The organism is Streptomyces sp. NBC_00996 (genome assembly GCF_045162675.1).
Taxonomy (GTDB): Bacteria; Actinomycetota; Actinomycetes; order Streptomycetales; family Streptomycetaceae; genus Streptomyces.
In genome coordinates this window covers 8965429-8990778 of the sequence record NZ_CP108723.1, presented here as the reverse complement: position 1 = coordinate 8990778, position 25350 = coordinate 8965429, and the positions used below count along the sequence as shown (strand labels likewise).

The 25350-nt window shown below is 70.3% G+C and carries 24 protein-coding genes; 9 read left to right on the top strand and 15 right to left on the bottom strand.

The annotated features are described in order from the left end of the window. Positions 1–40: 40 nt before the first annotated feature. The gene (locus OG390_RS41645) at positions 41–424 is read left to right on the top strand and encodes a BlaI/MecI/CopY family transcriptional regulator (protein WP_399079114.1); all 384 of its coding nucleotides are present in this window, start codon (positions 41–43) and stop codon (positions 422–424) included. Beyond that, entirely contained in the window at positions 421–1320 is a 900-nt protein-coding gene (locus OG390_RS41640; protein WP_406175225.1) for a M48 family metalloprotease, read from the top strand. The genes OG390_RS41645 and OG390_RS41640 overlap by 4 nt, the downstream gene beginning before the upstream one ends. A 97-nt stretch (positions 1321–1417) precedes the next feature. On the opposite strand, the gene OG390_RS41635 is transcribed toward OG390_RS41640, so the two are convergent. Next, positions 1418–2275, bottom strand: coding sequence for a hypothetical protein (locus tag OG390_RS41635; RefSeq protein WP_406175223.1), 858 nt, complete (start codon positions 2273–2275; stop codon positions 1418–1420). Between the two features lie 163 nt (positions 2276–2438). Here OG390_RS41635 and OG390_RS41630 point away from each other — a divergent pair, with 163 nt between their 5' ends. The 3 genes from OG390_RS41630 to OG390_RS41620 all read left to right on the top strand — a co-directional run bounded on the left by OG390_RS41630 (position 2439) and on the right by OG390_RS41620 (position 4481). Beyond that, positions 2439–3059 carry a TetR/AcrR family transcriptional regulator gene (locus tag OG390_RS41630; RefSeq protein ID WP_406175221.1) on the top strand — a complete coding sequence of 207 codons (621 nt, stop codon included), beginning with the start codon at positions 2439–2441 and terminating at the stop codon, positions 3057–3059. A 266-nt stretch (positions 3060–3325) separates the two neighbouring features. After that, entirely contained in the window at positions 3326–4039 is a 714-nt protein-coding gene (locus OG390_RS41625) for an SDR family NAD(P)-dependent oxidoreductase (protein ID WP_406175220.1), read from the top strand. 70 nt (positions 4040–4109) lie between these two features. Next, positions 4110–4481, top strand: coding sequence for a YybH family protein (locus tag OG390_RS41620; RefSeq protein ID WP_406175218.1), 372 nt, complete (start codon positions 4110–4112; stop codon positions 4479–4481). 10 nt (positions 4482–4491) lie between these two features. Here OG390_RS41620 and OG390_RS41615 read toward each other — a convergent pair whose 3' ends face one another. The 4 genes from OG390_RS41615 to OG390_RS41600 all read right to left on the bottom strand — a co-directional run bounded on the left by OG390_RS41615 (position 4492) and on the right by OG390_RS41600 (position 9403). Next, the gene (locus OG390_RS41615) at positions 4492–5001 is read right to left on the bottom strand and encodes an O-acetyl-ADP-ribose deacetylase (RefSeq protein ID WP_406175216.1); all 510 of its coding nucleotides are present in this window, start codon (positions 4999–5001) and stop codon (positions 4492–4494) included. Then, positions 4998–6407: a phytoene desaturase family protein gene (locus OG390_RS41610; RefSeq protein WP_406178182.1), complete on the bottom strand. Its 1410-nt coding sequence runs from the start codon at positions 6405–6407 to the stop codon at positions 4998–5000. Before OG390_RS41610 ends, OG390_RS41615 begins: the two co-directional genes overlap by 4 nt. 177 nt (positions 6408–6584) lie before the next feature. Next, positions 6585–7430, bottom strand: a complete 846-nt coding sequence (locus OG390_RS41605; protein ID WP_399079131.1) for an inositol monophosphatase family protein — start codon at positions 7428–7430, stop codon at positions 6585–6587. A gap of 152 nt (positions 7431–7582) precedes the next feature. After that, positions 7583–9403 (bottom strand): gamma-glutamyltransferase family protein, encoded by a 1821-nt coding sequence (locus OG390_RS41600; protein ID WP_406175215.1) that lies wholly within the window; start codon positions 9401–9403, stop codon positions 7583–7585. Between the two features lie 178 nt (positions 9404–9581). Between OG390_RS41600 and OG390_RS41595 the strand changes: the two genes are divergently transcribed. After that, positions 9582–10646 carry a biotin/lipoate A/B protein ligase family protein gene (locus OG390_RS41595; protein WP_406178180.1) on the top strand — a complete coding sequence of 355 codons (1065 nt, stop codon included), beginning with the start codon at positions 9582–9584 and terminating at the stop codon, positions 10644–10646. A gap of 30 nt (positions 10647–10676) precedes the next feature. On the opposite strand, the gene OG390_RS41590 is transcribed toward OG390_RS41595, so the two are convergent. The 3 genes from OG390_RS41590 to OG390_RS41580 are packed head-to-tail and all read right to left on the bottom strand — an operon-like array spanning position 10677 to position 13115. Continuing rightward, a complete protein-coding gene (locus OG390_RS41590) occupies positions 10677–11303 on the bottom strand; it encodes a DUF4232 domain-containing protein (RefSeq protein ID WP_406175213.1) in 627 nt (208 codons plus the stop codon). A 34-nt stretch (positions 11304–11337) separates the two neighbouring features. After that, positions 11338–12006 carry a response regulator gene (locus OG390_RS41585; protein WP_406175211.1) on the bottom strand — a complete coding sequence of 223 codons (669 nt, stop codon included), beginning with the start codon at positions 12004–12006 and terminating at the stop codon, positions 11338–11340. Next, entirely contained in the window at positions 12003–13115 is a 1113-nt protein-coding gene (locus OG390_RS41580) for a sensor histidine kinase (RefSeq protein WP_406175210.1), read from the bottom strand. The genes OG390_RS41585 and OG390_RS41580 overlap by 4 nt, the downstream gene beginning before the upstream one ends. A 421-nt stretch (positions 13116–13536) precedes the next feature. On the opposite strand from OG390_RS41580, the gene OG390_RS41575 reads away from it, so the two are divergent. The 3 genes from OG390_RS41575 to OG390_RS41565 all read left to right on the top strand — a co-directional run bounded on the left by OG390_RS41575 (position 13537) and on the right by OG390_RS41565 (position 16177). Then, entirely contained in the window at positions 13537–14538 is a 1002-nt protein-coding gene (locus OG390_RS41575) for a carboxymuconolactone decarboxylase family protein (protein WP_406175208.1), read from the top strand. Beyond that, a complete protein-coding gene (locus OG390_RS41570; protein ID WP_406175207.1) occupies positions 14535–15392 on the top strand; it encodes a class I SAM-dependent methyltransferase in 858 nt (285 codons plus the stop codon). Before OG390_RS41575 ends, OG390_RS41570 begins: the two co-directional genes overlap by 4 nt. A gap of 122 nt (positions 15393–15514) precedes the next feature. After that, entirely contained in the window at positions 15515–16177 is a 663-nt protein-coding gene (locus OG390_RS41565; RefSeq protein ID WP_406175205.1) for a hypothetical protein, read from the top strand. Between the two features lie 131 nt (positions 16178–16308). Here the strand turns inward: OG390_RS41565 and OG390_RS41560 are convergent, their stop codons facing one another. The 7 genes from OG390_RS41560 to OG390_RS41530 all read right to left on the bottom strand — a co-directional run bounded on the left by OG390_RS41560 (position 16309) and on the right by OG390_RS41530 (position 25324). Next, a complete protein-coding gene (locus OG390_RS41560; protein WP_406175203.1) occupies positions 16309–17835 on the bottom strand; it encodes an NCS1 family nucleobase:cation symporter-1 in 1527 nt (508 codons plus the stop codon). Between the two features lie 153 nt (positions 17836–17988). After that, the gene (locus OG390_RS41555; RefSeq protein ID WP_406175199.1) at positions 17989–19008 is read right to left on the bottom strand and encodes a TIGR03842 family LLM class F420-dependent oxidoreductase; all 1020 of its coding nucleotides are present in this window, start codon (positions 19006–19008) and stop codon (positions 17989–17991) included. 18 nt (positions 19009–19026) lie between these two features. Next, on the bottom strand, positions 19027–20427 hold the full coding sequence (hydA, locus tag OG390_RS41550) for a dihydropyrimidinase (RefSeq protein WP_406175198.1): 1401 nt from the start codon (positions 20425–20427) through the stop codon (positions 19027–19029). 142 nt (positions 20428–20569) lie between these two features. Continuing rightward, entirely contained in the window at positions 20570–21412 is an 843-nt protein-coding gene (locus OG390_RS41545; protein WP_406175196.1) for a nitrilase-related carbon-nitrogen hydrolase, read from the bottom strand. Between the two features lie 206 nt (positions 21413–21618). Beyond that, positions 21619–23175 carry a PucR family transcriptional regulator gene (locus OG390_RS41540; protein WP_406175194.1) on the bottom strand — a complete coding sequence of 519 codons (1557 nt, stop codon included), beginning with the start codon at positions 23173–23175 and terminating at the stop codon, positions 21619–21621. A 26-nt stretch (positions 23176–23201) separates the two neighbouring features. Continuing rightward, entirely contained in the window at positions 23202–24485 is a 1284-nt protein-coding gene (locus tag OG390_RS41535; protein WP_406175192.1) for an aspartate aminotransferase family protein, read from the bottom strand. Further along, the gene (locus tag OG390_RS41530; protein WP_406175190.1) at positions 24482–25324 is read right to left on the bottom strand and encodes a nitrilase-related carbon-nitrogen hydrolase; all 843 of its coding nucleotides are present in this window, start codon (positions 25322–25324) and stop codon (positions 24482–24484) included. The genes OG390_RS41535 and OG390_RS41530 overlap by 4 nt, the downstream gene beginning before the upstream one ends. Between the last annotated feature and the right edge of the window lie 26 nt (positions 25325–25350).

Genomic DNA, 25350 nt, shown 5'->3' with positions numbered 1-25350 from the left:
CCCCCGTGGCCGCGCCCCTACGCGCTGTAAGGTGGCGGGCATGGCTGGCACAGGCGCCCACGGCAGAGCGGAACGGCGCAGCGCCGGCGAGTTGGAGAGCGAAGTCCTCGCCGCCCTGTGGGCCACCGACGACGCCCTGACGCCCGCCGAGATCCACGCCGAGATCGGCGGCGGTCTCGCCTACAACACCGTGCACACCATTCTCAAGCGCCTGTACGACAAGGGCCTGGTACTCCGTGACGTGGACGGCCGGCGCGGCGCGTACCGGCCCGCCAAGAACGCGGCCGAGCTGACCGCCGAGGCCATGCACGAGGCCCTCGACCGCGGTCCCGACCCGATCGCGGCCCTCCAGCAGTTCGTCACCGGGCTGAGCCCGCGGGAGGAAGAGGCCCTGCGCGACCTCCTCGGGGGGAACCCGTCATGAGGATCGACGTCTACGTTCCGCTCGTTCTGTCGCTGCTGCTCCCAGCGGTCGCGCCGCAGGTGGGCAGGCGGGTGTCGCCGGCGCTGGCGGCCCGCGTCCTCACCGTCGCCGCCACGCTGACCGCGGCCGCCTCCACCTGGGCACTGTTCCTGCTCGCCGCCACGCTGATCGACAGGGCACCGTCAGTGGCCGCGGAGGCCAGCGAGGACGGTCGGTCGCTGCCCGAGCCGGTCCCGGAGGCCATTGCCGTCGTGGCGGTCGCCGTGCTCGGCGTGATCGCCTTCCGGCTCTGCCATGCCGTACGAGCGCACTACACGACCCGCCGGGTCCTGCTCCGGCTGTGCGAAGGGCACCCGCCCGACAGTGAACTCATCGTCGCCGCATCCTCGACCCCGCACGCCTTCGCGATCCCCGGTACGCCGGGCCGGATCCTGGTCACGGCCGCCATGCTCGGCGCGCTGGAGCCCGCGGAGCGGCGGGTCCTGCTGGCCCACGAACGCGCTCACCTCGCCCACCGGCACTCTGCGCTGGCAACCGCCGTCGCGCTGGCGGCCGCGGCCAACCCGCTGCTCGTGCCCGTGCGCACCACCGTCACGTTCTTGCTGGAGCGCTGGGCCGACGAGGTGGCCGCGGGCAGCGTCGGCGACCGTCGTACCACCGCGCTCGCCCTGGCACGCGCCGCCCTCGTCTCCCAGCGCGCCCGCACGGGATGCGCCCTGCACTTCTCCGAGCACGCCGTCACCCGCCGGATCGCGGCGCTGCAGACGGCTCCGCCGCCCGACCTGTGGCCCATCGGGGCGGCCGTCCTCGCACTGGGCGCGCTGCCCGCGTTCGGTGCGGTCGACGCGACCGGTGACCTGCTGCGACTGCTGGCCGAGACAGTGCCCGGCTGGTAGGCACGGGCCGCGGTCTTCGCGGGCTCGGTCAACGGGCAATCCGTGTGCGGTAAGGCTTCGGTCGGCAGTTCACCAGCCTCGACAGCCACGCGGCCGGCTACGACCGCCGCTCCTTGAGGTGGGCGTAGCCCATGAGGCCGACGAGGATCGCGAGGAGCACGCCGGAGGAGCCCACGGTCCCGAGGTCGAGGCCGCCCTTGGCGACCGGCTTGGTCAGGAAGTCGCCCGCGGTGGCGCCGAGCGGGCGGGTGAGCACGAAGGCGAACCAGAACAGCAGGACATTCGGCACGACCGGCACGCGCGTCAGCGCGAGGAGTCCCGCGAGCACCCCGCCCACGAGCAGCGCGCCGCCCGCATAGCCGAGTCCGGAGCTGTCGGACAGGAAGTCACCCATGGACGTGCCGAGCGTGTTCGACACGAGGATCGCCGACCAGAAGAGGGCCTCACCCCGGAAGGTCACGATGTCGCGGATGACGAACGTCTGCCCGGTCAGCTTCCAGACCGCGAAGATGGCGATGAGCAGCGAGATCAGGATCGCGGCACCCACGGGGTAGCCGAGCCCGAAGCCCTGCGGACCCCAGCCGAGCGAGGTGGCACCGCCGGAGAGGTATTTGGCGCCGGCGTCCCGGTTCATGAAGTCGGACATGGTGGTGCCGGCCATGCTGGTCGACAGGATCACGGTCCAGTAGAAGAACGGGTTGTACCGCCGCGACCTGAGCTGCACGACCAGAGTGATCGCGAAAATCAGGAACAGCAGGATGGTGGTGAGGAAGTAGCCGAGCTTGAGGGTCTGGGCGAAGAGGTCACCCGCCGTCTCGCCGAGGGTCGTCGCGGCGATTTTCATGACCCAGAAGGCCAGGGTCACCTCGGGCAGCTTCTTCATCCCATACGTGCCGGGATCGGCAACGCGCGGATCGGTGACACTCGGATCCGTCACGAGTTCCGACTTGTCCATTGTTCAGTTCTCCCGTGGGGGGTACGGTGCGCACGCCTGAGAGGCGTGATCATCAACGTGGCAGCCGCTTCCTGAACGCATCCTGAACGCGTGGATCAGCCGTCGGCCAACACCCGACCGGTCTGGTATGCGGGTAATAGTCGACCGGTCGTACACTCGCTTCATGGGACGGACCAGCGACGCCAGGGAGAAGATCCTCAGCGCCGCGCAATCGCTCATCGAGCTGCGCGGCTACTCGGCCTTGGGCGTGGCCGAGATCTGCAAGACGGCCGGTGTACCCAAGGGCAGCTTCTACTACTTCTTCGAGTCCAAGGAATCGCTCGCCCTTGCCGTGCTCGACGAGCACTGGGCCGACCAGAAGCGCACCTGGACACGCATCCTGAGCAGCGACGAGGAACCACTGCGCCGCCTATTCAGGCTGTTCCAGGAGACGGAGGCCGACCAGCACGCAGGCCAGCAGAGCTGCGGCACCGTCTCGGGTTGCCTGTTCGGGAACCTCACCCTGGAGATGAGCAACCAGACCGAGGCGATCCGCACACGGCTGCAGGAGATCTTCGACGCGCAGGTCGAGATGGTCGAGGCGGTCATAGCCGAGGCTCTCGAGCGCGATGAGGTGACCACGCCCGACACCCGGCAGGCCGCACAGGCGGTGGTCGCCCAACTGGAGGGCCAGGTGCTGTTCGCCAAGCTCTACAACAACACCCAGCAGCTCAGCCCCCTGTGGGTGAACTGCCTGGCCCTGCTCGGTGCTCGCGCACCACGCGCGGCCGCGGCCGACGCCTGACCGATCGCCCCCTCCTCAAGGGTCGGCCTCCCCCAGGCAACTGCGCCGCTCCTCCCGTCCTTGCAGCAGGCCCCCGGCCCGGTACAGCCGCGCCGACATGGACTGGGAGGCTGCGCCTACCAGGTGGGAGGAAGCCGGTCCCGTCCCGGTCCCGATGAGCTTTGACTTTTGTCGGGAGAGCAGCCTACATTCAAATAGTCGACCGGTCGCCTAGTAGCCCGCAGGCCGATCGAGAATCCCCCCGCCTCATCTCGAAGAAGGTCATCATGAGCTCTCAGGACCAGAAGGTCGCAGTCATCACCGGCGCTTCGCAGGGCATCGGCGCCGCCCTCGTCGACGCCTATCGCAAGCTCGGCTACGCAGTCGTCGCCACCTCGCGCGGGATCGCCCCCTCCAACGGCGAGGGCATCCTGACCGTCCAGGGAGACATCGCCGACCCCGCCACCGCCGAACGCGTCATCGCCGCCGGCGTCGAGCGGTTCGGCCGTATCGACACCCTGGTCAACAACGCGGGCATCTTCGTCGCCAAGCCCTTCACCGACTACACCCAGGACGACTACGCCACGGTGACCGGTGTGAACCTCGCGGGCTTCTTCCGCATCACCCAGCTGGCCATCGAGCACATGCTCGCCCAGGGGGGCGGCCATATCGTCAACGTCACCACCAGCCTGGTCGACAACGCCGACTCCAACGTCCCCTCCGTGCTCGCGTCGTTGACCAAGGGCGGCCTGCAGTCCGCCACCAAGTCCCTCGCCATCGAGTACGCGAAGCGCGGCATCCGCACCAACGCGGTCTCACCGGGCACCATCAAGACCCCCATGCACTCCGAGGACACGCATGAGGCTCTCGCCGCCCTGCATCCGGTCGGCCGGATGGGTGAGCCGAGCGACATCGTCGACGCGGTGATCTACCTCGAGAACGCCCCGTTCGTCACCGGCGAGATCCTCCACGTCGACGGCGGCATGAGCGCCGGTCACTGACCCGCACGGCCAGCGCTCGTGAGGCGCGGCCACAAGGCCGCGCCTCCGTTCCACCGACAGGAGAACCCTGATGAACAGCACGACAGACAGCGAAGCGATCCTGCGCGGCGTCCTCGACCAGTGGAAGGCCGGCGTCGACCGGCACGAGCCGCAGCAGGTCGCCTCCCGGTTCACCGAGGACGCGATCTTCCAGGGACTGCACCCCTACAGCGTCGGAAGGCCCGGCATCGCCGCCTACTACGACTCCCAGCCCCTCGGGATGACGGCCGAGTACCGGATTCTCGAGACCCGACGCCCCGCCGACGACCTCGCGCTGGGCTACCTGGGCGTCGAGTTCTCGTTCACCGACCGGCCCACCCTCAGCGTCAAGCTCGGCGTACTGGTGAAACGCCTGCCGGAAGGCTGGTACATCAGCCACTACCAGGTCTCCAAGCTCGACTGACTCTCCCCGTTCAGCCGACCTGTGCGGCAAACGCCTCGTACGCCGGCTCGTCGAAGAGGACGAATCTGACCTCCTCGACCGCCGTCCCGGCGGCCCGCACCGTCTCCACCGCGATACGAGCGGCGTCGTCCATCGGCCACCCGTAGATACCGGCGGAGACGGCGGGAAACGCGACCGTACGAGCGCCGAGCTCGTCGGCCACCCTCAGCGATTCCCGGTAGCAGGAGGCCAGCAGCTCCGACCGGTCCTCTCCCTGGGCATATCGGGGGCCGACGGTGTGGATGACCCAGCGCGCGTCCAGCTCGCCCGCGGTGGTGGCGACCGCCTGTCCGGTGGGCAGGCCCTTGCCGTAGTGGCCGGCACGGAGTTTGCGGCACTCGGCGAGGATGGCGGGGCCGCCACGACGGTGGATGGCTCCGTCGACGCCTCCGCCGCCGAGCAGCGAGGAGTTCGCCGCGTTGACGATGGCGTCCGCGGACTGCCGGGTGATGTCGCCCTGGACCAGCGTGATCGTGGTCATGGCTGCCTCAGCCTCCTCCAGACGGCCTTCGCCGCGTTGTGCCCCGACATGCCGTGCACGCCGGGCCCCGGCGGGGTGGCCGCCGAGCAGAGGAAGACGGCCGGATGCGGGGTGCTGTACGGGAACAGGGACAGTTTGGGGCGCAGCAGGAGCTGGAGCCCGGAGGCGGCGCCGCAGGCGATGTCTCCGCCCACGTAGTTGGCGTTGCGGGAGGCGAGCTCGGGCGGGCCGGCGGTCGCGCGCGCCAGTACGCGGTCGCGGAAGCCCGGCGCGAACCGCTCCAGCTGCCGCTCTATGGCGTCCGTGAGGTCCCCGGTCCAGCCGTTCGGAACATGCCCGTACGCCCAGAAGACCTGCTTGCCGTCGGGTGCTCTGGAGGGGTCCACGACGCTGGGCTGCACGGTGATCAGGAAGGGCGCGTCGGGAGCCCGGCCCTCGCGGGAGGCCGCCCGCAGCGCGGTACTGATCTCCGCCCTGCTCGCCCCGATCTGCACGGTCCCGGCGGTGCGCGCCTCCTTGGCCGTCCAGGGCACGGGCCCGTCCAGCGCGTAGTCGATCTTGAAGACGCTCGCCCCGTACCGGTAGCGCTCGTAGTACCGCCCGAAGCCCGCGATCCGGGCCAGGGCGGTGGGCGAGGTGTCGAAGACATACGCGCGCGCGGGGGGCAGGTCGTCCAGGCGCTTGACCTCGTAGTCGGTGTGGACGGTGCCGCCGAGGTCCTTGAGATACGCGGTGAGCGCGTCGGAGATGGACTGGGAGCCGCCGCGCGCGACGGGCCAGCCACGCGCATGCGCGGCCAGCGCGAAGACCAGGCCGACGGCGCTGGTGGCGATGCCGTCGAGCGGGGCGATCACGTGCGCCACGAGCCCGGCGAACAGGGCCTTGGCGCGCTCGTCACGGAAGCGGCGGGTCAGCCATGTCGACGGCGGCAGTCCGGCCAGGCCGAAGCGGGCCAGGGTGACCGGGTCCCGGGGCAGCGCGGTCAGCGGCAGCGACATGAAGTCGTGCACCAGCGTGTCCCACCTCGGCAGGAACGGCGCGACGAGCCTGCGGTACGTGCCGGCGTCACGCGGTCCGAACGAAGCTGCCGTCTCGGCCACCGACCGCGAGAGCACCGCAGCCGTACCGTCGGGGAACGGGTGCGCCATGGGCAGCTCGGCGTGCAGCCACTGCAGCCCGTACCGCTCCAGGGGCATCGCCTTGAACGCGGGCGAATTTATGCCCAGCGGGTGTGCCGCCGAACACGGATCGTGCCGGAATCCGGGCAGTGTCAGCTCTTCGGTGCGCGCTCCCCCGCCCACGGTGTCCCGCGCCTCGAACACGGCCACGGAGAAGCCCCGGCGGGCCAGCTCCACGGCAGCCGTCAGTCCGTTCGGCCCCGCACCCACTACGACCGCATCGAGCATCGACGGCACCTTCGGACTCCTTTGTCAGCCGACGGCCACTGAGGATCAGGATATGCCGGAGGACTGACAGCCTTGGCGGCGCGGGTGGTTGAGGGCGAAGGCCTCGCCGGGGCAGGATCCCTCCCCCGCCTCGGAACGGGCGCGTGATCTCTTGATCAGGCCCGGCCCGCCATTCGATCAGGCGCCGGCCGCCAGCAGTGCCGCCACCCGGCGAGCCGTGGCCTCGTCCCGGGCCGCCGTGAACGGCAGTGTGTTGCCCCCTGTCACGCGGAACGGCTCGCCCGTGAGGGTCAGGTGGGCGCCGCCCGCCTCCTCGACCAGCAGCAGGCCCGCAGCGTGGTCCCAGGCGGCTTCCCAGGAGAAGGCCGTGGCATCCAACTCGCCGCGGGCGATGGCCAGATACTCCAGCCCTGCCGAGCCGCACGGGCGCGGGACGACTCCCTCGACGTACAGCCCGAGGAGCGCGCGCTTCTGCTCGTCCGTGGTGTAGTCGGGGTGGGACGTGGCGATGTCCAGGTCGCGGCCCGGCTCGGGCGAGCCGGAGCGCAGCGGTACACCGTCGAGTACGGCGCCCCGGCCCCGTATCGCCGTGGCGAACTCGCCCCGCGCGGGAGCGTACGTCCAGGAGGCGAGCACGACGCCGTCCAGCGCCAGCGCGACCAGCGTGCAGAAGCCGGAATCGCCGTGCACGAACTGGCGCGTCCCGTCGACGGGGTCGACGATCCAGACCGGCGCCGTGCCGCGTACGGCGTCATATGTCGCCGGGTTGGCGTGCACCGCTTCCTCGCCGACCACGACCGAGCCGGGCAGCAGCTTGGTGAGGGCCTCGGTGAGGTACTGCTCGGCCTTGCGGTCGGCGTCCGTCACCAGGTCGTGCGGGCCGGACTTCTGGTCTATCTCGTGCGCGGCGAGCTGCCTGAAACGGGGCATGATCTCGGCGGCGGCCGCCTCGCGGACTGCTTCTTCGACGTCGGACGTGCGGTGGGCGAGAAACTCGTCGATGGTTTCGATGTCTTCGATCATGGCTCCATGACAACACGCGCCACTGACAATCCCCGCCCGCCCGGTGCACTCCGGGTGGAATCGCCATGAATACCGGGGATCGAAGATCGGCACTGCCGGTTCCTGGGATCAGTGATGCCAGGGGGTCATCAGCGACGCCTGCGAGCCGGAGATCAGCGTCCGACCGCGTACCCCTGCATCCCGCGAGGATTCGCCGCCGCCGACAACACGCCCGTCCGCGGGTCCCGGGCGACCGCGCACAGCCGCCCCTCGGACCAGGCGTCGGCGACCACGACGTCGTGGCCGCGGCGGCGCAGCTCCTCGACGACCCCCGCGTCCATGCGGGACTCGACGGTGAGGCTGCCGGGGCGCATACCGCGGGGGTAGAAGGAACCGGGGAAGCTGTCGTTGTGCCAGTTCGGGGCGTCGATCGCGCCCTGGAGGTCGAGGCCGCCGCGCACCTCGGAGCGCAGTGCCACGGACAGGAAGAAGTGCGTCTGCCACTGGTCCTGCTGGTCGCCGCCCGGGGTGCCGAACGCCATGACCGGCACGCCGTCGCGCAGCGCCAGCGAGGGGGTCAGCGTGGTGCGCGGGCGGCGGCCCGGCGTCAGAGAGTTGGGCAGTCCCTCCTCCGGCCAGGCCATCTGGAGTCGGGTGCCGAGCGGGAAGCCCAGCTCGGGCACGACCGGGTTGGACTGCAGCCAGCCGCCGCTCGGGGTGGCGGCGACCATGTTGCCCCAGCGGTCGACGACGTCGAGGTGGCAGGTGTCACCCCGGGTGCCGCCGTCCGGCGCCACGTCGGGTTCCGGAGTCGTCCGGGCCACGGTCGGTTCACCGGCGCCCGGTACCGCCAGTGCGTCGAAGCCCGGCTCCCCGGCGGCCACCACGCGCGCGTGCCCGCTCAGCCGCGGAGTGCGCCCTCCGGGGCTGCCGGGGCACAGCTCGTACGACGCCTTGTCGCCGACGAGCGCACGGCGGGCGGCGTTGTACGGCTCCGACAGCAGCTCGTCGAGCGGCACCTCGGAGGCGTCCCCGTACCAGGCTTCCCGATCGGCCATGGCGAGCTTGCAGCCCTCGACGAGGAGGTGGACGTAGTCGGCGGAGTCGTAACGCGGCAGCTCGGGCGGGAGCAGCGCCAGTTGCTGCAGGAGGACCAGGCCCTGGCTCCAGGGGCCCGCCTTGCACAGGGTCCAGCCCCGCCAGTCGTACGTCGCCGGGGCCTCGTAGGTGGCGGACCAGGCCGCCAGGTCGGCGGCCGTCAGGGTGCCGGTGTGGCGCTCGCCGCTGGTGTCCATGGTGGGCCGCCCGGACTGCCGCACCAGGGCCTCGGCGATGAAGCCCGAGCGCCAGACCCTCCGGGCGGCCTCGATCTGCGCCACGCGGTCCGTCTCTTCGCAGACCTCGGCGAGAAGCCGTCGCCAGGTCGCGGCGAGGGCGGGATTGCGGAAGAGCTCGCCGGGGCGCGGTGCCTCGCCGCCCGGCAGATACACCTCCGCCGACGAGGTCCACTCCGTCTCGAACAGCTCGCGCACCGTCTCGACCGTCTCGCCGAGGCGCTCCACGGGCGCGTGTCCGTCCTCGGCGTACCCGATGGCGTACCTGAGGACGTCGGCGAGCGACTTTGTTCCGTGGTCGCGCAGCAGGAGCATCCAGGCGTCGAACGCACCCGGCACGGCCGCTGCGAGCGGCCCTGTGCCGGGTACGAGATCCAAACCGAGTCCCCTGTAGTGGTCGATCGTCGCTCCCGCGGGCGCGACCCCCTGTCCGCACAGGACCCGCACCTCGCCGCCCGCCGGGGCGAGGATGATCGGGACCTCGCCCGCGGGTCCGTTGAGGTGGGGCTCGACGACGTGCAGAACGAATCCCGCGGCGACGGCGGCGTCATACGCGTTGCCGCCGTCCTCCAGGACTGCCATCGCCGACTGGGAGGCGAGCCAGTGCGTGGAGGACACCATGCCGAAGGTGCCCTGGAGCGTCGGTCGGGTCGTGAACATGCCTGCCACCTCGCTGTGCGGAGCGATCAGCCTCGGGCCCGACTATGGCACTTGCCCTCACGGGAGGGCAGAGCGGCAGCCCCGCACCACACGGACCCGGCCCGGAAGGACCGGAATGATCGGAATCATTCACCAGGGATGGGCGTTGCTCCTCGTGGAACGGAACGGAGGCGGATCGGTGCACGGTGAGTACAAGATCCCCGGCGGCAAGCTCGTCGTGGTGGATCTGGAGGTGGAGCGCGGAGTGCTGTGCCACGCGCGCGTGGCGGGCGATTTCTTCCTCGAACCGGACGAGGCGCTGGACGCCGTCAACCACGCGCTGAACGGCGCCCCGGCCGACACCGACGCGACGGGCCTGGCCGCCCGCATCGACGCCGCCCTGCCCGAGGCCACGGTCATGTACGGGCTGACCTCGGAGGGCATCGGGATCGCGGTGCGCCGGGCGCTCGCGCACGCCACCGACTGGACGGACTACGACTGGCAGCTGATCCACGAAGGCCCGCAGTCCCCGGCGTTGCACATGGCCCTGGACGAGGTGCTGACCGCCGAGGTCGCCGCGGGCCGGCGCCCGCCGACGCTGCGCGTGTGGGAGTGGGCCGCCCCGTCCGTGATCATCGGCAGCTTCCAGTCGCTGCGCAACGAGGTCGACCCGGAGGGCGCCGCGCACCACGGCATCGAGGTCGTGCGCCGGATCTCCGGCGGCGGCGCGATGTTCGTGGAGCCGGGCAACACCATCACATACTCGCTCTCCGTGCCCGAGGCGCTCGTCCAGGGACTGTCCTTCCAGGACAGCTACGCGTATCTCGACGACTGGGTGCTGGGCGCCCTCGGTGACATGGGGATCAAGGCCTGGTACCAGCCGCTGAACGACATCGCCACGGACCAGGGCAAGATCGCGGGCGCCGCCCAGAAGCGTGTGGTGCAGCACGGCGCCGGCCCCGGCGCCGTGCTGCACCACGTGACCATGTCGTACGACATCGACGCCGACAAGATGCTCGAAGTGCTGCGCATCGGCCGGGAGAAGCTCTCCGACAAGGGCACGAAGAGCGCGAAGAAGCGGGTGGATCCGCTGCGTCGGCAGACGGGGCTCGCACGTGAGGCGGTCATCGAGCGGATGATCGACTCCTTCCGCGGGCGGTACGGGCTGACGGACGGCAAGGTGACACCGGAAGAGCTGGGCCGGGCGGAGGAGTTGGCGCGGTCGAAGTTCGGCGCTCCGGAGTGGACGGCGCGGGTGCCGTAACTCGCAGCCGACGGGTGTGCCCTGAGGGGCTCATGACGGAAGTGTCCAGGCCGTCGTCCCGAGCGTGTTCTCCGGACCGATGTCGAGGGGCTCCTGAGGACGTATGTTCACAGTGCCGCGCCCCTTGTCCGGGGCGACGCGCAGGTACGTGCCGTCCTCGGCTGCCATCCGCCAGTACAGGACCGCGTGCGCGGCCTCGCCCGGGGCAAGCTTGAACGGTTCGGGTCGGGGGCTGTCCGGCGCCATGGACACCTGGTCCGTCCCCTCGACGGTGTGTACGCCGGTGAGCGGGGCGCCCGTCTCGTCGAGGACACGGACAGAGGGATAGCCGTTCACGATGCGGCTCGTCTTGCCGCAGTTGGTCAGGGTGAGCGTCATGCCGCGCAGTCCCATGGCCGCGTCGACGCGTCCGGCGTCGACGCGCACACCGGACGACGGGCAGCCGCGCGCCTGTTGGACGGGAACGGTCGGTGACGGCTCGGGGGTAGCGGAGGCGGACGCGGGCGGCGGGGCGGCCCGGGTCTGCGTCGGGGTGGGCTTGCGTTCGGGGTTGCCTTCGCGGTCCAGTTCGGCGGAGAGTCCGCAACCGCTCGTGGCCAGCGCCAACAGGCAGGCGAGAGCAGCGGGGCGGGTCCACTTGAGCCGTATCGCGATCATGTGCCGATGATGGCACGGGTCCCGGAGGAAGCCGTCACTTTGTGTGCCCGCGGGCCGTCACCAGACCCGACTCGTAGGCGAACACCACCAGTTGGGCCCGGTCGCGGGCGCCCAGCTTCGTCATCGCCCTGCTGATGTGGGTCTTGGCCGTGAAGGGGCTGATGACCATGTGCACGGCGATCTCCTCATTGGTGAGGCCACGCGCGGCGAGTGCCGTGACCTCGCGTTCGCGGCGCGTGAGGTGCTCCAGGCCCCGCGCGGTGGCCCGGTCCGGCGGCCGCGCGACGAACTCGCCGATCAGGGTGCGCGTCACGGACGGAGACAGCAGCGCCTCGCCTTGGGCGACGACCTCGATGGCCTGCAGCAGGTCGGCGGGCTCGGTGTCCTTGAGCAGAAAGCCGCTGGCACCGGCGCGCAGCGCCTCGAAGACGTACTCGTCCAGGCCGTAGTTGGTGAGGATGACGACGCGCACGCCGGACAGTTCGGGGTCGGCGGCGATACGGCGGGTCGCCTCGATGCCCGTCATCACGGGCATCTGTACGTCCACGAGGGCGACGTCGGGCACCTCGGCCCGCACGAGGGCCAGCCCCTGTTCACCGTCGGCGGCCTCGCCCACCACCTCGATGCCTTCCTCGGCGTCGAGCAGGGCGCGGAAACCGGCCCGCATGAGGGCCTGGTCGTCGACGAGCGCGACCCTGATCACGACACGTCCTCCGGTATGCCCAACGGCAGTTCGGCCCTTACCGAGAAGCCGCCCTCCGCGCGCGGTCCCGCCTGCAGAGTGCCACCGAGGGCCGTGACCCGTTCGCGCATACCGGTGAGACCGATGCCGGGTCTGAGCCGCCGGGCCGGCCTGGCGACACCGTCGTCGTCCACCCGGATCGTCAACTCGCAGGGTGCGTAGGAGAGTTCGACGGTGACCTTGGCGGGACCCGCGTGCCGGGCGGCGTTCGTCAGGGCCTCCTGGACGATGCGGTACGCGGCACGGTCCACGGTCGCCGTGAGCGCGCGTTCCTCGCCGGTCACTCTCAGATCCACGGCGAGGCCGGCGGCGCGGGCACGTTCCACGAGCAGCGCGGGGGTGCCGGTCGGCTCGTCGGTGCGCAGCACGTCCAGTGTGGCGCGCAGTTCGCGCATCGCCTCGCCACCCGCCTCCTGGATGGCGAGCAGCGCGGGCGGCACCTCCTCCCCACGCTTGCGGGCGAGGTGGACGGCGACGCCCGCCTGGAGCTTGACGATCGAGATGCTGTGCGTGAGCGAGTCGTGCAACTCCCTTGCGATCCGGAGCCGTTCCTCGCCCGCACGCCTCAGTGCCGCTTCCTCGCGCGTGCGTTCCGCCTCCAGCGCGCGCTGTTCCGTCTGGCGCAGGTACGCCTGCCAGTTGCGGTCGGCGAGGCCTGTCACCAGGGCGCACAGGAACCAGCCTGCGAGCAGCGTGGTCCGCTCCACGATCTCTTGCGTCGCGGGTCCGGTAGCCGCGAATCCGGCCAGGAACACGGCACTTGCGAGCGCCGCCACGGCTCGGTGGCCCGCTCGCGCCGCCGTGTGCACGGCGGCCAGCACGGGGAGGGCGGACAGCGAGCCGGGGTGGGCGTGGACGACGTATGCCGTCGTGGTGGCCGTGGTGATCGCGAGTACGACGCGGGGCGCTCCGCGGTAGGCCGCGAGGGTGAGGGAACCGAGGGTGATCAGGGCGTAGTCGACGAGGGTCGTGCCGTCATGGAAGGCGGCTGCGGTCACGACAAGGCCACCGATCACCACCGCGAGGGTCGCGTCGGTCAGGCGCCTGCGGGTGGCCTGGTCCAGCTGCATGTTCGGCACCATATGCGGCTGGGCCGACAGCCGCGTCAGACCTGTGGATGGCTGCCGGGGTACTCCCGGCGCAGTAGGTCGGGCTGCGCGCGGGCCCAGTGAGGGTAGCCGGTATTGCCTTCGGGTTTACGACGTGTCGGGTGCCTCTCCTGGGTCAGGGTTGCCATGGCACCCAGCGGTGCCGGCGGTGCCCCACCTCCCCCAAGCTCTCGGCTCTGCTCGAGCAAAGGGGTACCCCCATCGACCTGCGGAACGACCGCCCACAGCGGTGAGCGATCACGGTCGGCGGCCAACCGCCGCGGCCGGCGCTCAGCCACCAACCACCCACCTCCCACCGCCGCCGCCTCGATCGCCGGCCGACAGCCTGCAACCCGCACCCCACTGCCCTCAACAACCACCGACAGCCTCCCGGAGGCACCTCATGCCCAACCCCTTCCGCCACACCACCCCTCCCCCACCCAAATCCGCCACCGGCGTCACCGCAGCCGTCTACGCCCAACTCGCCGAAGACTTCGGGATCGAGCGGGCGGTCACCTTCGTCGTGCTCTCCTCCGCGCCCGAAATCATGGCCGCCGCCTGGGCGTTGATGCGCGAGTCCCTCATCGCGGGCGACGGGGACAGGACCGGCAAGGAGCTCGCGGCGCTGGGGGCGTCCCAAGCCAATCGGTGTCCGTTCTGTGTGGACGCGCACACGATGTTGCTGCACGCCACCGGGGACCACTCCCTCGCCGAAGCCATGGTGCGCGGTGAGACCCCCGCCGACGAGCGGCACGCGCGCGTGCTGGCGTGGGGCAGGGCGAGCCGGATTCCTGGGGCGGTCGAGTTGACGCCGTACCCCTTCCCCGGTGCCCACGCTCCCGCCTACATCGGCACCGTCCTCTCCTTCCACTTCATCAACCGGATCGCGTCGGCCCTGCTGACCGAGAACCTGCTGCCGGGCAACGTCCAGCGGTTCCGGGCCGTCCGGAGTCTCGGGGGACGGTCCCTCGCCAGGACGGTGCGCCGACGTCCCCCCACCGGGGCGGGCTTGGCACTCCTCGACGACCCGGGTCCCGGGCCGGACTGGGCACACGGAACCACCGTCGGCCCGGCCTACGCCGCACTGCGCGACGCCGCCAGGGCCGGGGCGGAACTCCTGGACGAGGACGACCGGAACCTCGTACGGGAAGCACTCCAGGCGTGGGACGGCACGCATCCGCCGCTCGCTTGGGACGAGCTCCCGGACCGTTCCCGCCCCGGCGCGCGTCTCGCGCTGCTGGCCGCCCTCGCCCCGTACCGCATCACGGGCGAAGATGTGACGGCCTGGCGTAAACCCATCCATACCGACCACCGCCTTGTGCACCTCGTGGCGTACGGCGCGTTCGCCGCCGTCGACCGCATCGAGAGCGCGCTTCCCGTCCGCACCGCGAAGGAGACCTCATGACCCGCATCGCCAACTCCGTTCAGGCACAGGCCTGGAACGGCCCCGTCGGCACCCACTGGGCCGCCCACCGCGAGCGCTACGACACGATGCTGTCGGGCGTGAACGACGCGCTGTTCGCGGGCGCGGCCATCGCGGCGGGCGATCGCGTCCTCGATGTCGGCTGCGGCGCCGGGGCGACCACCCGGATCGCCGCCCGGCTGGCCGCGAGCGGACATGCCGTGGGGGTCGACATCTCGGAGCCCCTGCTCGACAGGGCACGGGCGATCAGTGCCACCGAGGGCGTCGCGAACGTCGCGTACGAGCTTGCCGACGCGCAGATCCACCCCTTCCCGCCCGTCGGCTACGACGTGGTCATCAGCCGCGGCGGCGTGATGTTCTTCGCGGACCACGCGGCCGCCTTCCGGAATCTGGCAGGGGCGTTGCGGCCGGGAGGGCGGCTCGCGTTCGTGTGTCCGCGGCCCGCCGGGCCGGATGTCGAGGAGTCGCGGGCCCTCAGCCTGTTCGGCGAACTGCTGGAGGGGCCGGACGCCGACACCGTCGCCGCGCAGGTCGCGATGGCGTCGCTGTCCGACCCGGCGCGGATCCGCGAGGTCCTGCGCGGGTACGACGACGTGACCGTGACCCCCGTCGAGACGGAGACCGTGTGGGGGCGCGACGCCTCGGACGCCGTCGACTTCATCCTCTCCCGCACACCGGGGCGTACGGTCGCCGCAGACACGCGTGCGGCTCTGGAGGGCACCCTGCGCCCGTACGAGACGGATCGCGGCGTCCGCCTCCGGGCAGCGGTATGGCTGGTGACGGCGAGGGCGACCACTCGGGATGCCGCGCGGCGACCCACGCCCCGTCAACAGTGAGCCACTGTCACCACACAGGCACGGAGCGAGTTTGCACTTCCGCCCCACACGGACTCATGTGACACTGGCGTCCCGTCCGCAGTGCGGACTCCCTCCGCACCGTCCCCCACGAGAAGTGCGCCTTGCGTTCTCTTCCTCTGCCGCTCGCTCTCACCGCGCGCCTGCTGCCGGTCGCCGTGCTCGCCTCGGCCGGCTGGGCTCTGACGTCCGGTCCGCTCGCCGCGACCCCCACCGCCGAGCACAAACCGACGCCGAAGACGACCGATACGGCATCCGCACCCTCGACGTCCGCGGCCACCAAGACGTACACCGCATCGCCCGCGCCTTGCGAAGGCGTCACGGAGACGACGGTCAAGTCCCTTGTCCCTGGTGCCAAGACGGCCGGGCAGGAGATCGCCTCGACCGACAAGTCGGTGCGCCGCACCTGCTCCTGGAACGCGTTGAAGGGGTTCGACTACCGCTGGCTCGACGTCTCGTACGAGATCAAGGAGACGGACGAAGCAGCACAGAAGTCCTACGAGGGGCGCATGGCGGACAAGAACGGCGGCGGGGCGGTCCCCGGGCTCGGCGACACCGCCTACTCCGTCGTGAACCTCACCACCGAGGACAAGCAGCAGACGCGCGAGGGAGTGGTGCTGGCCCGCGTGTCCAACGCGCTGGTCGTCATCACGTACAACGGCAGTGACTTCGAGACGAAGAAGGCGCCGAGTACGGACGAGATCAACAAGGGCGCCATCAAAGCCGCCAAGGACGCGGTGGCAGTACTGGAGAAGAGCGGGCAATAGCCCGGAGGAACCGGAACAGGACCTGAAGACCGGGACAGGCCTCGAAGAACCGGCACAAGCCCGGCAGAACGCGGTAGAGCCGACCCGGAAAATGCGGTCGGCTCTACCCAGGGACACCTAAGTCGGGCACGTCAGACAGTGGCCTTCTCCTTGCCTCGCAGCAGCATCAGCACCACGTACAGAACCATCGACGTACCGAGTCCGACCGCCCACCCGTAGTCGGCCAGCGACTCCAGCGCCGGGATGGGCCGGCCGTCGATCAGCGGATGGAAGTCGGCGCCGCCGATGGCCAGGACGCCGCCGGTGACGAAGGCGACGACGGCCCGCCAGTTCCAGCCTCCGTCGTACCAGTAGCGGCCGCCCGTGCGGTACAGGTCGGCGAGGTCGAGCTTGGTGCGGCGCAGGATCCAGTAGTCGGCGATGAGGATGCCCGCGACCGTGCCGAGCAGACCGCCGACCAGACCGAGCCAGGTGAAGATGTAGCCCTGCGGGTCGGAATACAGCTTCCAGGGGAAGATCAGCACGCCGAGGACGCAGGTGGCGAGGGCACCGGTGCGGAAATTGATCTTCCGCGGCGCGATGTTGGAGAAGTCGAAGGCCGGCGAGACCAGGTTGGCCGCGATGTTCACGGACAGGGTCGCGACGAGCACGGTGACCAGGGCGAACAGGATGCCGGCGACGTTGTCCGTCTTGGCCGCCAGCTGGACCGGGTCCCAGACCGCCTTGCCGTACACGGCCTGCGAACCCGAGGTGACCATGACCGACAGGAAGGCGAAGAGCGTCATCGTGGTCGGCAGACCGAGCGCCTGACCCCAGGTCTGCGCCTTCTGGCTCTTGCCGTACCGAGTGAAGTCCGGGATGTTCAGCGACAGCGTGGACCAGAAGCCGATCATGCCCATGAGCGAGGGCCAGAACAGCTTCCAGAAGTCGCCGCCCCAGCCCAGCTTGGAGGGCTGGTCGAGCAGCGGGCCGAAGCCGCCCGCCTTGCTGCTCATCCACCACAGCATCACGCCGGCGCCGATGAGCACGAAGGGCGCCGCCCAGTTCTCGAAGCGGCGGATCGTCTCCATGCCCCGGTAGATGATGGCGACCTGGAGCACCCAGAAGATCGCGAACGACAGCCACATGGTCCAGGCGTAGCCCCCGACCTCGGCGGCGTTCTTCCAGCCGTCGCCGAAGAGCTTCCCGGCGAGGAAGTAGATCGCCTCGCCGCCGATCCAGGTCTGGATGCCGAACCAGCCGCAGGCCACCAACGCCCGTACGACGGCCGGCAGGTTCGCGCCACGGACGCCGAAGGAGGCGCGCGCGAAGACCGGGAAGGGTATGCCGTACTTGGGCCCGGCGTGCCCGGTGAGCAGCATCGGGACGAGCACGATCAGGTTGGCCAGTGCGATGGTGAGGACGGCCTGCTTCCAGTCCATGCCGACGGCTATCAGACCGGAGGCCAGCGTCCAGGAAGCGGTGTTGTGGGCCATGCCGACCCACAGCGCCGAGAAGTTGTACGTGGTCCAGGTGCGCTTCTCGACCGGGACCGGCAGCAGGTCCTCATTGGCGTAGGGGCCGGTCGGCGCCGGGGCGTCGGGCGCGATTTCCACCCGGCCGTCGGGGAGCGTGACTTGAGCGGCGGGCGGGCTGTCCGGAGGGACGGTCTCGGTCATGGGCAGGCCAATCAGACGAGGAGTGGGACGGGAAAGGCCGTGCGGGTGACGCCGTGGGGGGGTGTGTGGGTGCGGCCGATCCCCTTCCCGGGACGGCGGGAAGGGGACGATTCGGGGAGGGAGCGGTTGCCGCGGTAGGGCTGTCGTACGCGGTCAGCCGTTGATCGCCGGGATGACCTTCGCCCCGTACGCGTCGATGGTGGCCTCCTGCGCGTCGTGCATGTCGTAGACCGCGAACTGATCGACGCCGAGCTCGCGCAGTGCGTTGAGCTTCTCGATGTGCTTCTCGGCCGGGCCGATGAGGCAGAACCGGTCGACGATCTCGTCGGGCACGAAGGCGGTGTCGGGGTTGTCGGCGCGCCCGTGGTGGGAGTAGTCGTAGCCCTCGCGGGCCTTGATGTAGTCGGTGAGTTCGTCGGGTACGGCGGCCGAGTGCTCGCCGTACTTGGCGACGAGGTCGGCGACGTGGTTGCCGACCATGCCGCCGAACCAGCGGCACTGCTCGCGCGCGTGGGCGAGCGCCTCCGACGAGTCGTCCGCGGTGATGTACGCGGGCGCGGCGACGCAGATCTTGACGTCGGAGGGGTCACGCCCGGCCTCGGCGGCAGCGTTCTTCACTGCCTTGACCATGTACTCGGTCAGGTACAGATCCGCGAGCTGCAGGATGAAGCCGTCGGCCTCCTCACCGGTCATTTTCAACGCCTTCGGACCGTACGCGGCCATCCAGACCGGGAGTTCGGCGCCGGGCCCGACCCAGGGGAACTTGACGACGGTGCCGCCGAGGTCGGCCTCGTCGCCCCGACCCAGCGCCCGGATCACCTTCATCGCCTCGCTGATCCGGGCGAGGGTGTTGGGCTTGCGGCCGGCGACGCGCATCGCCGAGTCGCCGCGGCCGATGCCGCACACCGTGCGGTTGCCGTACATGTCGTTGAGCGTCGCGAAGGTGGAGGCGGTGACCTCCCAGGTGCGGGTGCCCGGGTTGGTGACCATCGGCCCCACCGTCAACTTCTCGGTGTTCGCAAGGATCTGACTGTAGATCACAAAGGGTTCCTGCCACAGCACGGCGGAGTCGAAGGTCCAGCCGTAGGTGAAGCCGTTGCCCTCGGCCCGCTTCATCAGGTCGATGACGCGGGAGGCGGGGGGGTCGGTCTGCAGCACGAGTCCGAAGTCCATGGCGCCACTCCTAGTCGCTCAGAGAAGGTACTGACAGGTGGAGCGGGGGGTGTAGACGCCGTGGCCCGCGCGTCCGGTGAACTCCCGCTCGGTGATGACCGGTTCGCCGCGCGACAGCACGGACTCGACACGGCCGGTGACGCGCTTGCCCTCGTACGCCGAGTAGTCGACGTTCATGTGGTGCGTCTCGACCGACATGACCTGCTCGGCGTGCGGGTCGTAGATGACGACGTCGGCGTCGGCGCCCGGCGCGATGGTGCCCTTCTTCGGGTACAGACCGAACATCCGGGCCGGGGTGGCGCAGGCGATCTCGATCCAGCGGCGGCGCGAGATGTGCCCGTCGACGACGGCCTGATGGAGCAGGTCCATGCGGTTCTCGACGCCGGGAAGGCCGTTGGGGATCTTCGAGAAGTCACCGCGGCCGAGTTCCTTCTGGCCGACGAAGCAGAACGGGCAGTGGTCGGTGGAGACGACCTGGAGGTCGTTGGTACGCAGGCCGCGCCACAGGGCGGCCTGGTGCTCCCTGGGCCGAAGGGGCGTACTGCACACGTACTTCGATCCCTCGAAGTCCGGTTCCGCGAGATTGTCGGTGGACAGGAACAGGTACTGCGGGCAGGTCTCGCCGAAGACGTTCAGGCCCTCGTCGCGCGCCCGTGCCAGCTCGGCGACCGCCTCCTGCGCCGAGACGTGCACGACGTACAGCGGGGCGCCCGCGACCTGGGCGAGCTTGATGGCGCGGTGGGTGGCCTCGGCTTCGAGCAGCGCCTTGCGGACCTCCCCGTGATAGCGGGGATCGGTCTCTCCACGGGCGAGCGCCTGCTCGACCAGCACGTCGATCGCGATGCCGTTCTCGGCGTGCATCATGATCAGACCGCCGTTCTCGGCGGAGCGCTGCATCGCGCGCAGGATCTGGCCGTCGTCGCTGTAGAAGACGCCGGGGTAGGCCATGAACTGCTTGAAGGAGGTGACGCCCTCCTCGACCAGCAGGTCCATCTCCTTGAGCGTCTCCTGGTTCACGTCGGAGACGATCATGTGGAAGGCGTAGTCGATGGCGCACTTGCCGTCGGCCTTGGCGTTCCAGGCGTCGAGGCCCTCGCGCAGCGAGTGGCCGACGCTCTGCACCGCGAAGTCGATGATGGTGGTGGTGCCGCCCCAGGCCGCGGCCCGGGTGCCCGTCTCGAAGGTGTCGGAGGCGAAGGTGCCGCCGAACGGCAGTTCCATATGGGTGTGGGCGTCGACGCCGCCCGGGATGACGTACTTGCCGGTGGCGTCGATGACCCGCTCGGCCGTCCACGACTCGGCCGCCGGGGTGCCGGTCGCGGCGAGAGCCACGATCCGGCCGTCCTCGATCAGGACGTCGGCGTGGATCTCGTCGGACGCGGTGATGACGAGGCCACCACGGATGACGGTACGGCTCATGCTCCCTCTCCTTCCGGTCGTGCGTGCACTGAGGGAATCCCGCTCCTGTTGAAAACTGAGGTCAACGCTGTTTCTTTACAAGGAAGACGGTGTCGCGGGCCCGGTCCCCGTGACCGGGCCCGCGGACGGCGCGGGACGACGGTCAGGGAGCGGTCAGCGGCTCGTACGCGTCGGGACGGCGGTCCCGGTAGAACTGCCAGCGGTCGCGCACCTCGCGCAGCTTGGCCATGTCGAGGTCGCGGACGACGAGCTCGGTCTCCTTGTCGCCGGCCACCTCCCCGACGAACTGGGCCTCCGGGTCGACGAAGTACGACGTCCCGTAGAAGTCGTTGGAGCCGAGTTCCTCCACGCCCACCCGGTTGATAGCGCCCACGAAGTACTCGTTGGCGACGGCCGCCGCCGGCTGCTCCAGCTGCCAGAGGTAGGCGGACAGCCCGCGTGAGGTGGCCGACGGGTTGAACACGATCTCGGCACCCGCGAGACCCAGCGCACGCCAGCCCTCCGGGAAGTGGCGGTCGTAGCAGATGTAGACGCCGATCTTCCCGGCAGCGGTGTCGAAGACCGGCCAGTCGGCGTTGCCCGGACGGAAGTAGAACTTCTCCCAGAAGCCCTCCACCTGCGGGATGTGGTGCTTGCGGTACTTGCCGAGGTACGAGCCGTCCGCGTCGATCACGGCAGCCGTGTTGTAGAGGACGCCGGGCTGCTCCTCCTCGTACATCGGCAGGATCAGGACGATGCCCAACTCCCTGGCGAGCGTCTGGAATCGCTGGACGATCGGGCCTTCGGGGATCTGCTCGGCATACTCGTAGAACGCCTTGTCCTGGACCTGGCAGAAGTAGGGCCCGTAGAACAGCTCCTGGAAGCACAGGACCTGGGCGCCCTGCGCGGCCGCGTCGCGGGCCGCCTGCTCGTGGACCTGGATCATCGATTCCTTGTCGCCGGTCCATGCGGTCTGGAAGACGGCGGCGCGGATCACTCTGCTCATCGGGACCTCCGGTCGCTCGGTGTGCTGGGGCGGGCGCCGGAAGTGGCCCGGCAGACGGCACTTCCGGTGCCCGCCCCAGGAGCCTAGAAAGGCCGGAGGGTGGCTTTGAGTTGCACGGTGTCACGTCTGCGGACGCGTGGCGTTCCACGGTGTCACCCCTGCGTCGACCCATGTTTCACCACCGCTTTCCCGCGTCGTCCCACGTTTCATCTCTGTTGCGCGTCGTGCGCGAGCAGCGCGATGTGCACGGATGCCGCCTGCTCGAAGTCGTCGAGGTCGACGCCGAGACGGCCCTCTATGACCTCCAGACGCCGGTACAGGGCGGGCCTGCTGACATGGTGGAGTTGCGCGGTGCGCGACTTGTTGCGGCCTGTGGCGAGATATGTCCGCAGTACGGGCAGCAGCTCCGCCTCGGCGTCGGCACCGCACAGCAGGCCGTCCAACTCCCGCTCGGCGAAGGACTGGACGTGCGGATCGTCCCGCAACAGCCGTACCAGACCGCGCAGATGCACGTCCCGCAGGCGTACGAGCATCGGCTGGTCCTGGTCGGCGGGTGCGTCGGCGGCAGCCTCGGCGACGTGCAGGGCCTCGCGCAGGCCGCCGGGGACGTCCTCCCAGGCGGTACGGGGTGAGGCCGCGGCCACGGTCGTACGGGCGCCGGTCTCATGGCGCAGCCGCACCGCGAAGTGCGTGGCCAGCGCCTCGGCGTCCTGGTCGCGGGCGAGGCTGAGCAGCACGGCGGTGGCCCCTTCGGCCAGCTCGGCGACGAGTCCGGGCAGCCCCAACACACGTAGGACACGGTTTAGTTGGGTCGGGTCGCCGTCGCGCACCACCAGCGGCACGAATGCCCGCCGGTTGACGGGCAGCCCGGCCGCGCGCGCCCTCGGCAGCAGCTGCCGGGCCGGTACGACACCGCTCACCAGGTCGGTCAGCAGGCTCTGCGCGGACTCCTCCTCCCAGGTGTGCACGGAGCCGCCGAGCATCCGATGCAGGACCAGGGACTCGGCGGCCCGGTCGGCGAGCAGCCGCCCGGTCGCGCCGTCGCCGCGGTATCCGCACAGCACGATGCGGCCCCAGCGCTCGCCGCGCCCGCCCAGCTCGGCGCGGATCCAGCCGTCGCCCTCGCTGCCGCCCGCCTGCCGGGCGATGCGCTCCCAGTCGCGCAGCACGTCGTCGACGGCGGACCGCTCCCCCGCCGTGGCGAGGACCCGGTGGGCGAGGTTGGTGACGACGACGGGACACGCGGCGTGCCCGGCGATCTCGTCGAGCATGCGCTGCAGCGGGGCGCCTGCGGTGATGAGTCCGGTGAGCGCGGTCCGTACGGCCTCGGACAGACTCACGGCCGCGAACTTGCTTCTGACCAGCCGGGATTGGACCTCCTCCGTCAACTCGGCGAAGGGGAAGGGCCGGTGGAGCACCACCATGGGCAGCCCGCAGCGCTCGGCCGCCCGGCGCATCACGTCCGGCGGCGCCGGAAAGGCGCGGCCGAGTCCGAGGACGACGGCCGCGGCCTCCGCGCGGTGCAGCGAGCGGATGTACTCGGCCTGCGCGTCGGGATCGCCGGCGAGCAACACCCCGGTGGTGAGCACCATTTCGCCGCCGCTGAGCATCACGCCCACATCGGCGGCCTCGGCGACGTGCACCCAGCGCACGGGCCGGTCGAGATGGCCCGCACCGGCCACCACCTCGGGCTCTCCGGCGAGCACTCGGTCCAGGGTGAGGACCTGGCGTACCGACAGGGCGGGTTCCAGGGCGGTGGTCATGGCGACGTTCCCTTGCTCAGGTTCTCTTACCGGGTACACCTCAGCGCGTGCTCGAGAATCGCCGCGCCCTCCTCGGCCTCCGCCACGGTGAGGGACAGCGGCGGTGCGATGCGCAGCACGCTGGTGTTGTGACCGCCGCCCTTGCCGATCAACAGGCCTGCTTCGCGGGCCGCTTCCTGCACGGCCGTGGCACCCTCCGGGTTCGCCTCGTCGGTGCCGGGCCTGACCAGTTCGACGCCGATCATCAAGCCGCGCCCGCGCACCTCCCGTACGCCGTCCAGCTGCGCGGTGATCGCCCGCAGCCGCTCGATGAGCAGACCGCCGACGCGCCGGGCGTTGCCCTGCAGGTCGTGCTCGAGGAGGTAGGTGAGGTTCGCGAGCCCCGCCGCCATCGTGACCGGCGAGCCGCCGAAGGTGGAGATGGAGTTGGAGTCGAGACAGTTCATGATCTCGGCGCGGGCCACGACGCCGCCGATGGACATGCCGTTGCCGATTCCCTTGGCGAAGGTCAGCATGTCCGGCGGGCCCGCGGCAGCGTGCGCCTGCCAGCCCCAGAAGTGCTCGCCGGTGCGGCCCCAGCCGGTCTGCACCTCGTCGGCGATCCAGAGGATGCCGCGCTCGTCCAGGACCTCGCGGAAGGCCGCGTACAGGCCGTCGGGCGGCGTGGTGAAGCCGCCGACGCCCTGGATGGGTTCGGCGATCAGGGCCGCGGGCGGACGGATGTGGCCGAGCAGGTCCTTCAGGTCGTCCACGCAGGCCGCGATGAAGTCGGCGTCGCCGAGATCGGCGTACGGGCCGCGGGTGCGGACGCCACCGTGGACGTACAGCGTCTGGAGCGGCGAGAGGGAGGTCGGCGACCAGCCCTTGTTGCCGGTGATGCCGACCGCGCTGAACGAGCGGCCGTGGTAGCTGTTGCGCATCGCCAGGATCTGGTTGCTCTGCCGGTAGGCGGTGGCGAGCAGCAGGGCCGTGTCGTTGGCCTCGGTGCCGGAGGTGGTGAAGAAGACGCGGGCGTCCGGGATGCCGGAGAGCTGGGCGATCCGCTCGGCGAGGTCGACCATCGGCCGGTTGAGGTAGAGCGTCGAGGAGTGGATGATCCGCCCGGCCTGCTCGCTGACGGCCTTTGTCACCTCGGGCAGCGCGTGCGCGGTCATCGTCGTGAGGATGCCGCCGAAGAAGTCGAGGTACCTGTTGCCCTTGGCGTCCCAGACGTGCCGGCCCTCGCCATGGGTGATCTCGATCGGGTCCTCGTAGTACAGGGCGAGCCAGTCGGGCAGGACGGCCTTGTGGCGTGCGTACAGGTCGGTCACGGCTGCACCAGCCCTTCGTAGGCGTCGGGTCGGCGGTCGCGGTAGAACGCCCACTGCTGCCGGACTTCCTCGATCAGATCGAAGTCGAGGTCGCGGACGACGAGTTCCTCGGCCTTGTCGCTCGCCGTCTCCCCCACGAACTGCCCGCGCGGGTCGACGAAGTACGACGTCCCGTAGAAGTCGTTGTCTCCGTACTCCTCCTCGCCCACCCGGTTGATCGCCGCGATGAAGTACTCGTTGGCGACGGCCGCGGCGGGCTGCTCCAGCTGCCAGAGATAGGCGGACAGGCCGCGGGAGGTGGCGGACGGGTTGTAGACGAGCTGGGCGCCGTTCAGGCCGAGCTGTCGCCAGCCCTCCGGGAAGTGGCGGTCATAGCAGATGTACACGCCGATCCTGCCGACGGCGGTGTCGAAGACGGGCCAGCCCAGGTTCCCCGGTTTGAAGTAGTACTTCTCCCAGAAGCCCTTCACCTGGGGGATGTGATGCTTGCGGTACTTGCCGAGGTATGTGCCGTCGGCGTCGATCACGGCCGCGGTGTTGAAGTAGAAGCCGGACTGCTCCACCTCGAAGACGGGCACGACGATGACCATGCCGGTCTCGCGGGCGAGTTCTCGCATCCGGGTGACGGTGGGCCCGTCGGGCACGGCCTCCGCCCAGCGGTAGTGCTCGGGCTCCTGGACCTGGCAGAAATAGGGAGCGTTGAAGACTTCCTGGAATCCGATGACCTTGGCGCCCTGCCGGGCCGCCTCGCGGGCGTGTTCCTCGTGCTTGGCGACCATGGATGCGGTGTCGCCTGTCCAGGTGGCCTGGACCAGAGCGGCACGTACGACGTTGGCCATGAGCTGCTCCTTCGACGGGACGTCAG